We start from the raw sequence: 14529 nt of genomic DNA, 5'->3' as shown, positions 1-14529 counted from the left end.
CATGTCAGACATGAGCATGAACCAGCGGCGTGACGACTGGCAGGCGGGCGTACTCGGCGACCTGACCGGCGCCCCCCAAGCCCCCCAGGCCCCGCAAACCGCCCAGGGCCCCCTGCCGGTGCAGCCGCACGCCCCCGTCCCGCAGCAGGCGGCCCCCGCGCCGCAGCAGGCGTACGCCCGGCAGCAGTACCCCCCGCAAGCGCCGCAGGCCCGGGCACCCGAGACCGTCCCGGTCCCCGGCTCCGACGCCCCCGCCGGCCGCCCCCGCCACGGCGACCCGCTGATGCGCCGCACCCTGCGCACCCTGCGCGGAGCGCTCGGCTCCTCCGTCGCCAAGGCCGTCGCCGCCGAGACGGAACTCGCCACGCAGGTGCAGCAGCCCGTCACCACCGGCCGCCAGATCGTCGTCACCAGCATCCGCGGCGGCTCGGGCAAGACCACCGTCACCGCCCTGCTCAGCCGCACCTACAACCACCTCCGCCACGACCCGGTGCTCACCCTGGAGGCCGACGCCGCCCTCGGCACCCTCCCGGTCCGGCTCGGCGTGCAGTCCCTGCGGTGGACCTGCGCGGACCTCGCGCAGATCGTCCGCCCCTCCATGCAGCTCACCGACATCACCGGCTACCTCGTCCCGCTCGCCGACGGCGGCTGGCTGCTGCCCGGCAGCCAGGGCCGCATCGGCGCACAGGTCGACGTCGCCACCTACCGGACGGTGATGGTCGCGCTGCGCCGCTACTTCGGGGTGACCGTCGTCGACTGCGAGACCCTCCCGGGCGAGGTGGCCCGTACCGCCCTCGACACCGCGCACGCCCGCGTGCTCACCGTGCCCGCCACCGCCGAGGGCCTGGTCTCCACCCACGCCGTCCTCGACTGGCTGTCCTCCCTGCCGGTGCCCGTGCTGCCGCGCACCGTGGTCGTGCTCACCGTCCAGTCCCCGCACCCCGCCGTCGACCTCGGCAAGGCCGTCGAGAAGCTGCGCGCCACGGGCGCGGGGGTCGTCGTACTGCCCTACGACCGCCACCTCGCCTCCGGCGGCGCCGTCAAGTCCGAACTCCTCGGCGCGCAGACCCGGGAGGCGGCCGTGCGGCTCGCCGCCGAGGTGCTCCAGCGGGCCGTGGCCCTCCCGGCTTCCGGTGCCGCCCGGTGACCCAGCAGCTGATCCACCGCCCGGCCCGGGGCACCCTGCCCCCCGCCCCCGCACAGCCCCACGCCGTCGAGGCCCCGCCCAACCTGCCCGAGGGCAAGATCGGCAGCCCGGCCACCGCGCTGCTGCCGATGGCCGGCGTGATGGGCTCGGTCGTGATGATGACCGTCATCCGCAACAGCCAGTTCGCCGCCGTCGGCGCGATCGTGCTGGTCTTCGCGCTGATCGGCGCCATCGCCCTGTTCTGGTCCCAGCGCGGCAAGGCGCAGCGCACCCGCCGCGCCCAGCGCGAGCGCTACCTGGAGTACCTGGAGGAGCAGCGCGAGGAGTTCGGCGCCCGCGAGAAGGCGCTGCGCGACGAGGCCCGCCGCCTCAACCCGCCGCCGGAGGCCCTGTACGACCTCGTGCGCGACCCCGCGCGGCTGTGGGAGCGGCGCCGCACCGACCCCGACTTCCTGCGCCCGCGCCTGGGCACCGGAGCCGTCGCCGTGCAGGAGCTCTCCCTCGCGGCGGGCGCCGGCGGCGTGCTCACCCCGCCCGACCGGTTCATGCTCAACGAAGCGGGCGCCCTCATGGCCCGCTTCGGCCGGGCCAGCGACTTCCCGCTGACCGTCCCCCTCGACCGGGCCGGCAACGTCAGCATCGTCGGCGACCGCGAGGGCGTCCTGCGCGTCGCCCGCGCCCTGCTCACGCACACCGCCGTCCTGCACGCCCCCGACGACGTGGCCGTCGCCCTCGGCGTGCCCGGGGACCGGCTCGCGGACTGGGAGTGGGCCAAGTGGCTGCCCCACGTCCTCGACCAGCAGGAACAGGACGGCCCGGTCGCCGCCCGGCGGATCGCGCCCAGCCTGCCCCAGCTCGCCGCCGGGGTCCTCGCGCCCGACCTGCGCCGCAGGGCCTCGTACGCGGCGGAGGTGCGCCGCGGCCTGTCCGACAAGCGGGCCCTGCGCCTCGCCGGCCGGCTCCTCGTCGTCAGCGACGAGTACGGCGAGAACGCCGTCGAGCTGCCCCGCCCCGACACCGCCGTGGGCCTGGCCGACATGAACACCACCGTGCTGCACCTGCTCGCCGAGCAGGTCCACGAGCCCGACGAGGTGACCATACGGATCACCGTGGACGGCAGCCACGTCACCGTCCGGGACCTGCGCACCCCGCAGGCCCCCGCCGCCGAGGGCATCAGCGACGCCCTCGGTCCGGCCACCGCCGAAGGCCTGGCCCGCATGCTGGCCCCGCTGCGGCTGTCCGCCGAGTCCGTGGCCGAGGGCACCCCGGTCTCCGGGCCGGTCGACTTCATGGGCCTGCTCGGCATCGAGGACCCGGCCGCCCTCGACGTGTCCCGGATGTGGGCGCCGCGCGGGGAGCGGGACTTCCTGCGCGTCCCGATCGGCATCGACGACCGGCACGGCCCGGTGCTGCTCGACCTCAAGGAGTCCTCGCAGCTCGGCATGGGCCCGCACGGGCTGTGCGTCGGCGCGACCGGCTCCGGCAAGAGCGAGCTGCTCCGTACGCTCGTCCTCGCACTGGTCGCCACCCACTCGCCCGAGGACCTCGCGATGGTCCTCGTCGACTACAAGGGCGGCGCGACCTTCGCCCCCTTCGAGAAGCTCCCGCACGTCGCCGGCGTCATCACCAACCTGGAGAACCAGGCCGGGCTCGTCGAACGCGTCCACACCAGCCTCGCCGGCGAGGTCAAGCGCCGCCAGCAGGTCCTCAAGGACGCCGGGAACGTCGCCGACATCGGCCACTACGCGGTGCTGCGCGCCGAGAAGCCCGAACTGGAACCGCTGCCGCACCTGTTCGTCGTCATCGACGAGTTCGGCGAACTCCTCACCGCCAAGCCCGACTTCATCGACCTGTTCCTGTCCATCGGCCGCATCGGCCGCTCCATCGGCGTGCACCTGCTGCTCTCCAGCCAGCGCATCGAGGGCGGCAAGCTCAAGGGCCTGGACACCTACCTGTCGTACCGGCTGGGCCTGCGCACGTTCTCCGCCGACGAATCGCGGACCGTCCTCGACACCACCGACGCCTTCCAGCTGCCGCCGCTGCCCGGCTTCGGCTACCTCAAGGTGGACACCTCCACCTACACCCGCTTCAAGGCCGGGTACGTCTCCGGCCGCTACCGGGGTCCGGCCGCCGCCCTCGACGACACCGAGCGCGGCCCGCTGGCCCTGCCGTACCCCGTCTTCAACACCCTCCAGGACAGCACCGGTCCGGCCGAGGCCGCCGAGGAGAAGCCCACCGCCACCGCCCGCGAGACCGGGCCCAGCGTGCTCTCCGTCATCGTCGACCAGCTCGCCGACGCCGCTCCGCCCGTACGCCGCATCTGGCTGCCGCCGCTGCCCGACGCGACCCCCCTCGACGCCGCCGCCGGGCCGCTGTCCGTCACCGAACGCGGACTCCAGCTCGGCACCGCCCGGCGCAGCCCGCTCAGGGTGCCGCTCGGCGTCCTCGACGACCCCGCCCGCCAGTGGCGCGGCCCCTGGGAGCTGGACCTGACCGTCGCCGGCGGGCACACCGCCGTCACCGGCGGCCCCCAGTCCGGCAAGACCACCCTGCTGCGCACCCTGGCCCTGTCGCTGGCGCTGACCCACACCCCGCAGGAGGTCGCCGTCTACGGCCTCGACCTCGCCGGGGGCGGCCTCGCCGCGCTCGCCGGGCTCCCGCACGTCGGCGGGATCGCCGGGCGCGCCGACCGGGAACGGGCCGCCCGTACGGTCGCCGAGGTACGGGCCATGCTCGCCACCCGCGAGGAGCTGTTCCGCGAGCACTCCATCGACTCCGTCGACCAGCTGCGCCGGCTGCGCTCCCAGGGCCGGCTCACCGAGCTCGCGTCCACCGACATCGTGCTGCTCGTCGACGGGTACGGGGCCCTGCGCGAAGAGTTCTCCGAGCTCGACGACGCCGTCACCGACCTGCTCAAGCGGGGCGGCGGCTACGGCATCCACGTCGTCGCGGGCATGCTCCGCTGGAACGACGTCCGGATCGCCAACCAGTCCCTCTTCGGCGGCCGCGTCGAACTGCGCCTGGGCGACCCCTCCGACTCGGCCATCGACCGCAAGCTGTCCGAGACGATCTCCCCGGACACCCCGGGCCGCGTCCTCACCGACGGCAAGCTCTTCGCGCAGACGGCCCTGCCGCGCATCGACTCCCGGGCCGGGAACACCGACCTGGCCACCGCCCTGGAGGAGGCCGCGGGCACCGTCCGCGCCACCTGGCACGGCGAACTGGCCTCCCCCGTACGGGTCCTGCCCGCGCGGCTGGCCGCCGACCGGCTGCCCACCGTCGACGAGGAGCCGTACCGGATCCCGGTCGGCGTGGACCAGGACGTCCTCGCCCCCGTGCTCCTCGACCTCTTCGGCCAGGACCAGCACCTGCTGATCCTCGGCGACAACGAGTGCGGCAAGACCAACCTGCTCGCCCTCGTCGCCCGCCAGCTCATCGCCCGCTACGGCGAGGAGGAACTGGTCTTCGCCGTCTACGACCCCCGTCGCGGGCTGCGCGGCGTGGTCCCCGAGCCCTACCGGGGCGGGTACGCGCACAACGCGAAGATCGCCACGGCCCTGTCCGTCGGCATCGCCAAGGAGCTCGACAAGCGACTCCCCGAGGACGGCATCGACCCCGACGCCGAACCGGGCGAGGGCCCCGGCTTCGCCGGTCCGCGCATCGTGGTCCTCGTCGACGACTACGACATCCTCACCACCGCCGGACAGCAGCCGCTCCAGGCGTTCGTCCCCTACCTGCCCTCCGCCCAGGACATCGGGCTGCACTTCGTGATCGCCCGGCGCGTCGCCGGCTCTTCCCGGGCCCTGTACGAGCCCCTGATGACCACCCTGCGCGAGTCCGGCACCACGGCCCTCGTGATGAACGGCGAACGCTCCGAAGGCCAGTTGTTCCCGCAGCTGTACGCGAGCGCCCAGCCGCCCGGCCGCGGCACGCTGGTCCGGCGCGGCCGCCCGCACCAGATCGTGCAGACCGCCCTCGCCGACTCCCCCAACCAGGAAGCGCCCTGACACCGTGACCAAGGACGTCATCGCCCTCACCGCCAAGATGCCCGACACCACCGCGCTGATGGTGGCCCTGACGGCGGGCGGCGCGGACCTCGACGCCCAGGCCGTCGGGGACGGCGCCGTCATCCAGCTCCTGGGCGCCGGCGGCCGGCCGCTGGTCTCGGTCGAGGCACCCGTGCTCGTGCAGGTCCCCGGCGAGGTGGAACGGCTCCTCGGAACGCCCTCGGCCACCCCCGTCTGGTGGACGGAGACCCGCGCCTCCACCGCCGTACCCGAGGCGGCCCCCCTCGCCGGGGCCGTCGCCGGACGCCTCGCCGAGGTGCTCGGCGGGGCCGTCTGGCCCGAGGGCGCGGGGCACGTGGCGGTGGTACCGGTCACCTCCGAGGCCTCGGCGGCCCCCGCGCCCGTCGGAGCGCTCCCGACCGTGGACGTGGTCACCGAATCCACCGCCGTGGTGCTCGCGGACCGGCCGGTGATCGGGCTGACGGCCTGGCTGTCGGACGTCCTGCGCACCACGGCCGGCTTCGGCGCGGCCCTGCACATCGTCACCCCCGACCACTGCCGGCTCAGCCTGCCGCTGCGCACCGCGCTGGCCGGGGCACCGAACCGGTGGGTGGTCCAGGACCCCGAGTCCGGGTACTACGACGGCCTGTCCGGTGCCGTGCTGGCCTGGCAGGACGGCACCTTCGCCCCCGCCCGCGACGAGGCGGGCAGGCCGCGCCCGGCCGCCGCGTTCCGGCGGGCCGAGGCGTCGGGGGAACGCCGGCTGACCGTGCAGTTCCGCACGGAACACCCCGCCGAGGAAGGGCTGCTGGTCGGCCGCTCGCTGGAGGCCGCCTGGCGCACCCTGACCGGAGGGCCGCCGGCGGGCTGGGGCACCGCCGAGCCGGTGAACCTGCCGTGGTCGCCGCGCCAGCTCACCGGCCTGGCCCGGGGCCGGGCGCCCGAGCCGACGCTGGTCACCGCCGTCGGGTCGCCGGAGCGGCCCGCGCTGGCCACCGTACGCGTGACCCGCACGGCCGCCGGGGTCGAGGAGGACATCACCCTGTCCCTGGGGTACGGGCCCTCCGAGGAGGTGCCGACGGCCGCGCTCGCGGAGCTGGCGGAGGAACTGGTCGCCGGGCACGGCCTGGTCAGCATGCTGGCCTCCGTCGGGCCCGGGCGGCGGGACCTGAGCCTGACCCCGCGGGTGGCCGTGCCGGCGGTGCCGGTGTCCTTCACCCTGGGCGCGGCCGGCGTCGCCGAGGCGACGCTGACCCAGGCGCGGCGGCCCCCGCTGGAGGTGAAGCCCGTCCAGGTGGGCCCGCAGCGCAGGCCCGGGCTGCACTACCCGCTGGGCGACGGGAGCGACCCGGCGGCGTGGGAGGCGCTGTCCACGCTGCTGACCCACCTGCGCACGGCGGTGCCGCCGCTCCCGTAGTCGGGGTGGCGGCGGGCCGGACGTGGGGTTGTGTACGGCAGCCGGGGTAACTCCGGGCTGACAATATGAATCTGACGGTTGCTCTGGGTAGTGCAGGTCCGGACGGACCCTCGACCCGGTCCGCGTCTCGCAACCGAAGGACAGCACGCCCATGAAGCTCTCCCGCGCCGCACGCGTCGCCGCCCCCGCCCTCGCCGCCCTGGCCCTCACCATGGCCCTCGCGGGCCCGGCCGCGGCCGACCCGGCACTCGTGTCGCGCAACGGCGGCCAGATCCTGTTCACCGCGCAGCCGGGGGAGACGAACACGGTCACCTTCGGCATCAACGGAGGGGCCCTGGAGGTGGTCGACTCCACGGCCGTCCTGATCCCGGGACCCGGTTGCGCCAGGTTCAACAACGACCTCCATATCGTTCGCTGCGGCCTGGCGGCCGGGGTGACCCGCATCCTGGCCTCGCTGGGCGACCGGGACGACACCGCCACCAACAACACGCCCGCAGCGAGCGACATGATCGGCGGGGAGGGCCAGGACCGCCTCATCGGCGGCAGCGGCCCCGACCGGCTCATGGACTCCGACGGCTGGAGCGCCTCACCCGGTACCACCCCCACCTTCGACGGCAAGGGCGGCAACGACACCGTCATCAGCCGCAACGGCGGCCTCGACCGGATCGACTGCGGAGAGAACACCGGCGACCTCGACTTCCTGCTGGCCGACTCCGCCCTCCTCGACTCCGTCGTCATCCCGAACAACTGCGAGTTCATCCAGCGCGGCTGACCCGCCCCCGGGGGCGGCCGCGGTGGGACTACCCCGCCCCGCCGCCCCCGGCGCGCACCAGCCCCGTCTCGTACGCCAGCACCACCACCTGCACCCGGTCGCGCAGGTCCAGCTTCGTCAGGATGCGGCCCACGTGCGTCTTGACCGTCGCCTCCGACAGCACCAGCCGGGCCGCGATCTCCCCGTTCGACAGCCCCTGCGCCACCAGCAGCATGACCTCGCGCTCGCGGTCCGTCAGCCGCTCGATCTCCTTGTTCTCCGGCTCCGCCGCCGTCGTCGGGAGCATCGGCGCGAACCGGTCCAGCAGCCGCCGCGTCGTCGAGGGGGCGACCACCGCGTCGCCGCTGTGCACCGACCGGATCGCGGCCAGCAGCTCCGCCGGCGGCACGTCCTTCAGCATGAAGCCGCTCGCGCCCGCCTTCAGGCCCGAGAACGCGTACTCGTCCAGGTCGAAGGTGGTCAGGATGATCACCTTCGGGTGCTCCTCCGGCTCACAGATGCGCCGCGTCGCCTCCACCCCGTCGAGCTTGGGCATGCGCACGTCCATCAGGACGACGTCGACCGCCGTGGCCCGCAGCACCTCCAGCGCCTCCAGGCCGTTGCCCGCCTCGGCGACGACCTCCATGTCCGGCTGGGCGGCCAGCACCATGCGGAAGCCGGTGCGCAGCAGCACCTGGTCGTCGACCAGCATCACTCGGATGGACATGCGTGAGTACCTCTACCTCTTCTTGAGCGGGGGCTGAGCGGGGGCTAACTCTTCTTGAGCGGGAGCAGGGCACTGATCCGGAAACCCCCGCCGGGGCGCGGGCCCGCGTCCAGGGTTCCTCCGACCATACCGATGCGCTCCCGCATGCCGATCAGACCGTGTCCGGCGCCGTCCGCGCCGCCGTCCTCGTACAGTTCGTGCGCCGCGCCCCGCCCGTCGTCCTCGACCAGCAGGCCGAGCCCGTCGTCGAAGTAGACCAGCCGCACGCTCGCCTTCGCGTCGGGGCCCCCGTGCTTGCGCGTGTTCGTCAGCGCCTCCTGCACGATCCGGTAAGCCGTCAGCTCCACCCCGCTGGGCAGCCTGCGCGGCGCGCCCTCCACCTCGAAGTCGACCGTCAGCCCGGCCGCCCGCACCTGCTCGACCAGCACCTCGATCTGCTCCACGTCGGGCTGCGGCACGTAGTCCTCGGACTCCTGCGGCTCGCCCGTGCGCAGCACGCCCAGCAGCCGGCGCATCTCGGCCAGCGCCTGGCGGCCGGTGCCGGAGATGGTCTGGAGGGCCTCCTTGGCCTGGTCGGGCGCCACGTCCATGACGTACGCGGCCCCGTCGGCCTGGACCACCATCACCGAGACGTTGTGCGCGACGACGTCGTGCAGCTCGCGGGCGATCCGGGCGCGCTCGGCGGCCACCGCCACCTTGGCCTGCGCCTCGCGCTCCTTCTCCAGCCGCTGGTTTCGTTCCACGAGCTGGGCGTAATAGGCGCGGCGGGTGCGCAGTGAGTCGCCCATCACCCAGGCGAGGGCGAAGGGGACCATCATGAAGAGGACGAAGAGGACCTCCTCCGTGACGCTCGCGCTCTTGTCGACGCCGAAGCGCAGGAAGTACAGCGGCGAGGCCAGCAGCCCCGAGACCAGCGCGGCGCGCGAGACCCAGCGCGGGACGTCGGCGGCGGCCACCGTGAACAGGACGACCAGCATCGCGACGTCGCAGAACTGCATCTCCTGCCCGATGGCCAGCTGGCAGACGCCGGCACCGGCCGTCAGCCAGAACATCGGCACGGTCCACCTGCGGCGCAGGGCCAGGGCGGCGGTGAGCGCGCTGACGACGGGCACGGTGGCCAGCCGCAGGGCGGTGCTCTGCCCCTCGGCCCCGGCCACGTTCATCATCGAGATCCCGAAGAAGAGGACAGCCCAGAAGCTGTCGACGCCCGTCGGGTGTCTGCGGATGAAGTCGTAGAGGCGCTGCACGTAACCCAGAGTAGGGAAAGGAGATAGGTGCTGGAGTCAACCACAGGTGCGATCCCTGCGCCGGGCGAGTACTCCCCAAGGTGGAGGGTCGCCTTAACCTGTGGGTGATGAGCGCTGAGGGTGAGGTCAGGGGGCCGGTCCGGTGGCGGGCCGCGATGGAGGCCGCGCTGTACGGGCCCGGCGGTTTCTACGTGCGGCCGGGCGGGCCGGGGCCCGCCGGGCACTTCCGGACCTCCGTGCACGCCTCCGCCCTGTACGCGGGGGCCGTGGCCCGGCTGCTGGAGTGGGTGGACGGGGCCCTGGGCCGGCCCGGGCGGCTCGACCTGGTCGACATGGGGGCCGGGCGGGGCGAACTGCTGGCCGGCGTCCTCGCCGCCCTGCCCGCGGAGACGGCGGCGCGGGTGCGCCCGTACGCGGTGGAGCGCGCGGCGGAGCCCCCGGGGCTGGACCCCCGCATCCGCTGGGTGGCCGAGCCGCCCGGGGGGACGACGGGGCTGCTGTTCGCGAACGAATGGCTGGACAACGTACCGCTGGAGATCGCCGAGGACGGACGGTACGTCCTGGTCGCCCCCGACGGTACGGAGACCCCCGGCGGACCCCTGGAGGACGCCGACCGGGCCTGGCTGGAGCGGTGGTGGCCCGGCGCGGCGGGGCCCGGCGGCGGCCGGGCGGAGATCGGCCGGGCCCGCGACGAGGCCTGGGCGGCGGCCGTCGCCACCCTGGACCGGGGCCTCGCGGTGGCCGTGGACTACGCGCACACCCGCGACGCCCGCCCCCCGTACGGCACCCTCACCGGCTTCCGCGGGGGCCGCGAGACCGCACCCGTCCCGGACGGCGGCTGCGACGTCACCGCGCACGTCGCGCTCGACGCCTGCGCGGGACCGGGCGCCGGCCTGCTCACCCAGCGCGCGGCCCTGACCGCCCTCGGCGTCTCGGGCGGCCGGCCGCCGCTGTCCCTGGCCTCGACCGACCCGGCGGGCTACGTCCGCGCCCTGTCGGCGGCCGGCGAGGCGGCGGAACTCACCGCGCGCGGGGGCCTGGGCGACTTCGGCTGGCTGGTCCAGCCGGTCGGCATCGGACCCTGGCCGGACACCCCCTAGGGCGGATCTTTCGGGTCACGCACGAGGGGCCGGCGTCCCTGACGGGACGCCGGCCCCTCGTGCGTGCCGCTGGTTCCTACTCCGTGACGTCGTGGTCGTGGCCCGGGCGCAGACCGCCGCCGTTGCCGGAGCCGGTGGACGGCTTCGGGGTGACCGGCTGCGACAGCGGGGCCAGGTCGAAGGCGTAGTGGCCGACCGCGTTCGCGATGACGTCGACGTTGATGTCGAGCGCCTTCTGGTCGATGTTGTCGATGTTGTCGCCCTTGCCGTGGTAGTTCACGTCGTAGGCGACGCCCGCCTGACCGCCGAACTTCGCGGCCTGCGCGGCGGTCTTGATGCCCTCGGCGCCCGTGTCCGTACCGCCCGAGGGGATGCCGGCCTCGATGAACGGGCCGTAGTCCGAGCGGCCGGTGAAGTCACTGCCCTCGTGCGGGATGTTCTGCGAGTCGAGGAAGTCGGTGATCCCCTTCTCCAGCTGCGCCGAACCCTCCGGGCCGGGGCCGGAGCCGACCTTGTCGGAGTCGTCGCCGTCGTAGACGAAGTACGCGGCGTTCGGCGAGGCGATCATGTCGAAGTTGAGGTAGAGCTTGATCTGCTTCTTCTGCTCGGGCGTCAGCGAGGCCACGTAGGCCTCCGAGCCGAGCAGGCCGAACTCCTCCGCCGACCACCAGGCGAACTTGACCTTGTTCTTGATCTTCGACTGGCTGCTCGCGAGGCGCTGCGCGACCTGGAGGATGCCCGCCGAGCCGGAGCCGTTGTCGTTGATGCCCGGACCGGCCGCGACCGAGTCCAGGTGCGCGCCGAGGAAGACGGTGTTGTTCGCGTCGCCGCCCTTGGTCTCCGCGACGACGTTGAACGTCTTGCGGTTCTCGCGCAGCTCGCGGACGTCCAGGGTGAGCGAGACGGGACCCGCGGCCGCCTCGGCGGCGAGCTTCTCGCCGTCCTCCTGGGAGATGCCGCCGGTGGGGACCTTGCCGGCGTTCGCGTCGCCGAGGGTGCCGTTGAGGGCGCCGGCGGTGTTGTTGTAGATGACCGCGCCGACCGCGCCGGCCGCCGCCGCGTTCGCCTGCTTCGCCGCGAAGGTGCAGCCGCCGCGCTTGACGAGGGCGATCTTGCCGGTGAAGGCGCCGGGCGCGAAGTCCGTGGCCTCGCAGCCGTTGGTGCCGTCGGCGTCGACGGGGGCGACGGCGACGGGGGCGGTGATGCCGCCCTCCGGGCCGCTGGCCGTGTACGTCATCAGCTTGAGCGGGACGTCGCGGCCGGTCGCGCCGTTGACCTTCAGCTTCTCGGAGATCGTCTCGACGTACACGAAGTCGAACTCGTGGCGGGAGACCTGGTACCCGGCGCCCTTCAGCACGGCCTCGACGTACTGCGCCGACTGGGCGTGGCCCTTGGAGCCGGCCACGCGGTTGCCGTTGTTGTAGTCGGCGATCGACTGGAAGACCTTGAGGTGGTTGTTGGCGCCCTTGCCCGTCGAGTCCTTGACCAGTTTCCTGGCCAGCGCGTCACCCCGGGCGGCGTCGCTCTGCGGGCTCGTCGCACCGGCCGGGCCGGCGAGGAGCAGCGGGGAGACGAGTGCCACGGCCGCGAGGGCGGCGGTCGCAGTGGCTATACGGCGAGAGGGCATGAAGGTCCTTTCACAGCAGGAAGCGCCTGTGGGGGAGTGGTGGACGCACGTTAGACACCAAGAGGCGGCCGTCGCCAGACTTTTCACTGCTTCCGGTTTGTGAAATCCGGATATCGGTCCCTCTGGGGAGGGGCGAAAACCGGCCACCGTCCGATCGTCGGGCAGATCCGCTCAGCGCAGGATTCCCTCGATGAAATCGGAACCTATCCGTGCGACAACGGACAGATCCAACTGATGCTGTACGTACCGCCCCTGACGCCGGGTGTGCATCAGGCCCGCCTTCTTCAGCACGGCCAGGTGCCGGGACACCTCCGGCGCGGATATCCCGTAGACGCGCGCCAGCTCGCTGGTCGTGTACGGGGCGCGCGCCAGACTGCGGCACAGCATCATCCGCATGGGGTGCGCCAACGCCTCCATCCGCCGCTGGAGCAGCTCCACCGAACCCGGCTCGGAAGCCAGTTCGGGCGAGTCCAGCGGGTAGTGCACCACCGGCCGCCAGCCCGGCGCGTGCAGCACCAGCAGGTGCGGCCAGCCGAAGTTCGTCGGGACGAAGAGCAGCCCCGGCCCGATCCGCGGATCGGTGGCCGTGGCCTGGCCGTTGACCATCTTGTCGGCGGTGATCACCGTCAGCCCCTCGTCGACGCTCAGCGCCGGGGACACCTCCCGCAGCACCGCCGGCAGCCCCTTGCGCCGCAGCACCTCCGCCTTGTGCCGGGCGTCCGCCGTCTGCCGCGGCTCTATGCGCCGCCAGGTCTCGGCGAAGAAGGCCTCGTCGCAGTCCTCCAGCAGCCGCCGCATCCACACGCGCACCCCCGCCGGGTCGTCCAGCAGCCGGATCGAGAACTCCAACTGCCGCGGCCCGCGCGCCGCCGCCGTCTCCAGCGCCTTCGCCCGCGCCGCCGCGTCCTTCAACGGGTGCGGCCCGCCGCCCTCGTTGTAGAGCGCCAGCCAGCAGTGCTCCAGCGCGGCCATCACGAACCGCTCGTCGTCCATCAGGTCGAGCACGTCCAGCTCCTCGGCCAGCGTCGCCCCGGGGCGGCCGCTACCGCCGGGGATGCCGGCGAAGGCCATGAAGATGTCCGAGAAGGAACTGCGCCACATGAATTCGGCCTCAAGGAGCCGGTCGGCGAGGCAGGGGTCGAGCGAGGCTGTGGTGGCCCTCGTCCAGGACTGCAGCCCCGGGTGATGGGCCGGCTGCGAGAGCGCGTGCAGGGTCATGCAGAGCTCGGCGAGCGGTGACGGCGCGAAGCCGATCTGCTCCGCGGGGAGCCCGGCGATGTCGATGGTGACGCTCATCGCCCCATTGTGGCCTCCCGCCCGGGCCGCGGGCGGGCCGGGGCAGGGCGGAGGGGTACGGGCGGCCGTGCGCCCGTACGAGGGGTTGCGAGAGGCCCGGGCGGGGCATCGCCGCAGGTGGGGGGCGTCGATTGACGGGGAACGTCAATCGGCGAGCGCGCCGCGCCCAACGGGGTGAGGGTGGATGCATGACAGCGATCGAGCAGTACCTCCTGGACACCTACCGCGCGGCCCAGCACGGCACCCCCGTGCCCCCGCCCCCGGGCCGCGACGACGTCGCCACCCTGCGCGCCCTCCGCACCCAAGCCCAGTTCACCGCCGTCCTGGACGGCCGCCCGGCCACCCACCCCTGGCTCCACGCCCTGACCCGCCGCCTCCACCGGCCGGGACCGTGCTGAGGGGTACGCCGCCTCGCGGTGCGGGCCCGCTGTCTCCCCCTCGACGGGTCGGGGGCGGGTAGGTGGTTGCCCACCCGCCCCCGTCTGCGGCTCCGGGGGCCGGGGGGCGGTGTCGTGCCTGGGCGGGATCAGAGCCGGTTTGGGGGCTTCCCGTCAGTCCCATCGTCCTTCCGTGTCGTGCCGGTCCCTCAAGAGCGCTCCCTGCGGTCGCGTCGCTGCGCGATGTCGCTTCGCTCCACTCTTGACCGACCGTCCCGCCCCGGAAAGACAAAGGACTGCCGGGAAGCCCCCAAAAGAACGGCACGGTCCAAGGGCAGGGGACGGGTCTCTCAGCGATGAGGCGAGGGGCCGGGCGCCGGCCTGCCGGGCATCCGGGCCCCTCGATGGCCTGGCCCAGCGTCGGGGGCCCGGCTGCCTGCACCAAAAGACGATCAGAGCGCCCTGCGGTGCCCCCAAGCGCACCAGATCGCTACACGCTCCTCGGATATCGGCGTCCGGCTGCCGTCCGGGGCTGATACCCGCACCAAAAGACGACCAGAGCAGCGCGGGGAGCGCACGGACGCGTCGGATCGCTACGCGCTTCTCGCATCTCGGCGGCCGTCGGCCGTCTGGGGCTGGTCATGGACGGGTTCGACGTTGGCGACGGCGGTGGTGAACTCGCGCCCCGACGCGCCTCGGATGTACGCCAGCTCCATCCAGTGCTCGATGCCGGTGTCGGAGACGTTCTGGTTGATCACCGCCATCAGCTCTCCCTCGACGCCGGAAGCGATGTCCCGGACGCGTCGTCGCAGGAGCCGATGGGGGACGTACGT

General features: G+C 73.6%; 11 protein-coding genes. 6 read left to right on the top strand and 5 right to left on the bottom strand.

What is annotated here, in order from left to right:
- The first annotated feature begins 1 nt into the window (after window position 1).
- The 4 genes from ACZ7IF_RS22860 (at window position 2) to ACZ7IF_RS22845 (ending at window position 7343) form a co-directional block, all read left to right on the top strand.
- Window positions 2-1147, top strand: coding sequence for a hypothetical protein (locus tag ACZ7IF_RS22860; RefSeq protein WP_470974125.1), 1146 nt, complete (start codon window positions 2-4; stop codon window positions 1145-1147).
- Complete coding sequence (gene eccCa / locus ACZ7IF_RS22855; RefSeq protein ID WP_470974122.1) at window positions 1144-5154, top strand: type VII secretion protein EccCa; 4011 nt, start codon at window positions 1144-1146, stop codon at window positions 5152-5154. Before ACZ7IF_RS22860 ends, eccCa begins: the two co-directional genes overlap by 4 nt.
- A 4-nt stretch (window positions 5155-5158) precedes the next feature.
- A complete protein-coding gene (locus ACZ7IF_RS22850; RefSeq protein ID WP_470974119.1) occupies window positions 5159-6571 on the top strand; it encodes a DUF6177 family protein in 1413 nt (470 codons plus the stop codon).
- A gap of 151 nt (window positions 6572-6722) precedes the next feature.
- On the top strand, window positions 6723-7343 hold the full coding sequence (locus ACZ7IF_RS22845) for a hypothetical protein (RefSeq protein ID WP_470974117.1): 621 nt from the start codon (window positions 6723-6725) through the stop codon (window positions 7341-7343).
- Window positions 7344-7371: 28 nt separating this feature from the next.
- Here ACZ7IF_RS22845 and ACZ7IF_RS22840 read toward each other — a convergent pair whose 3' ends face one another.
- Both ACZ7IF_RS22840 and ACZ7IF_RS22835 read right to left on the bottom strand, forming a co-directional pair.
- The gene (locus ACZ7IF_RS22840) at window positions 7372-8049 is read right to left on the bottom strand and encodes a response regulator transcription factor (RefSeq protein ID WP_470974114.1); all 678 of its coding nucleotides are present in this window, start codon (window positions 8047-8049) and stop codon (window positions 7372-7374) included.
- Between the two features lie 44 nt (window positions 8050-8093).
- Window positions 8094-9296, bottom strand: a complete 1203-nt coding sequence (locus ACZ7IF_RS22835; protein WP_470974110.1) for a sensor histidine kinase — start codon at window positions 9294-9296, stop codon at window positions 8094-8096.
- A 107-nt stretch (window positions 9297-9403) separates the two neighbouring features.
- Here ACZ7IF_RS22835 and ACZ7IF_RS22830 point away from each other — a divergent pair, with 107 nt between their 5' ends.
- Entirely contained in the window at window positions 9404-10396 is a 993-nt protein-coding gene (locus tag ACZ7IF_RS22830) for an SAM-dependent methyltransferase (RefSeq protein WP_470974107.1), read from the top strand.
- Window positions 10397-10472: 76 nt separating this feature from the next.
- On the opposite strand, the gene ACZ7IF_RS22825 is transcribed toward ACZ7IF_RS22830, so the two are convergent.
- Window positions 10473-12023: a M28 family metallopeptidase gene (locus ACZ7IF_RS22825; RefSeq protein WP_470974104.1), complete on the bottom strand. Its 1551-nt coding sequence runs from the start codon at window positions 12021-12023 to the stop codon at window positions 10473-10475.
- Between the two features lie 171 nt (window positions 12024-12194).
- Window positions 12195-13319, bottom strand: a complete 1125-nt coding sequence (locus ACZ7IF_RS22820) for a DUF5937 family protein (protein WP_470974101.1) — start codon at window positions 13317-13319, stop codon at window positions 12195-12197.
- Window positions 13320-13507: 188 nt separating this feature from the next.
- On the opposite strand from ACZ7IF_RS22820, the gene ACZ7IF_RS22815 reads away from it, so the two are divergent.
- Window positions 13508-13717, top strand: coding sequence for a hypothetical protein (locus ACZ7IF_RS22815; RefSeq protein WP_470974098.1), 210 nt, complete (start codon window positions 13508-13510; stop codon window positions 13715-13717).
- A gap of 572 nt (window positions 13718-14289) precedes the next feature.
- Here ACZ7IF_RS22815 and ACZ7IF_RS22810 read toward each other — a convergent pair.
- On the bottom strand, window positions 14290-14508 hold the full coding sequence (locus tag ACZ7IF_RS22810; protein WP_470974372.1) for a hypothetical protein: 219 nt from the start codon (window positions 14506-14508) through the stop codon (window positions 14290-14292).
- Window positions 14509-14529: the final 21 nt, after the last annotated feature.

Source organism: Streptomyces sp. NPDC037421 (genome assembly GCF_055602105.1).
The sequence above is the reverse complement of the archived record's forward strand: the minus strand, read 5'-3'. Positions and strand labels throughout refer to the sequence as shown.

What these genes read in the sequence shown, in the direction of transcription:
- ACZ7IF_RS22860 (WP_470974125.1), top strand. Translation starts at nt 2, where the DNA reads ATGTCAGACATGAGCATGAACCAGCGGCGTGACGACTGGCAGGCGGGC.
- ACZ7IF_RS22845 (WP_470974117.1), top strand. Translation starts at nt 6,723, where the DNA reads ATGAAGCTCTCCCGCGCCGCACGCGTCGCCGCCCCCGCCCTCGCCGCC.
- ACZ7IF_RS22840 (WP_470974114.1), bottom strand. Translation starts at nt 8,049, where the DNA reads ATGTCCATCCGAGTGATGCTGGTCGACGACCAGGTGCTGCTGCGCACC.
- ACZ7IF_RS22830 (WP_470974107.1), top strand. Translation starts at nt 9,404, where the DNA reads ATGAGCGCTGAGGGTGAGGTCAGGGGGCCGGTCCGGTGGCGGGCCGCG.
- ACZ7IF_RS22825 (WP_470974104.1), bottom strand. Translation starts at nt 12,023, where the DNA reads ATGCCCTCTCGCCGTATAGCCACTGCGACCGCCGCCCTCGCGGCCGTG.
- ACZ7IF_RS22820 (WP_470974101.1), bottom strand. Translation starts at nt 13,319, where the DNA reads ATGAGCGTCACCATCGACATCGCCGGGCTCCCCGCGGAGCAGATCGGC.
- ACZ7IF_RS22815 (WP_470974098.1), top strand. Translation starts at nt 13,508, where the DNA reads ATGACAGCGATCGAGCAGTACCTCCTGGACACCTACCGCGCGGCCCAG.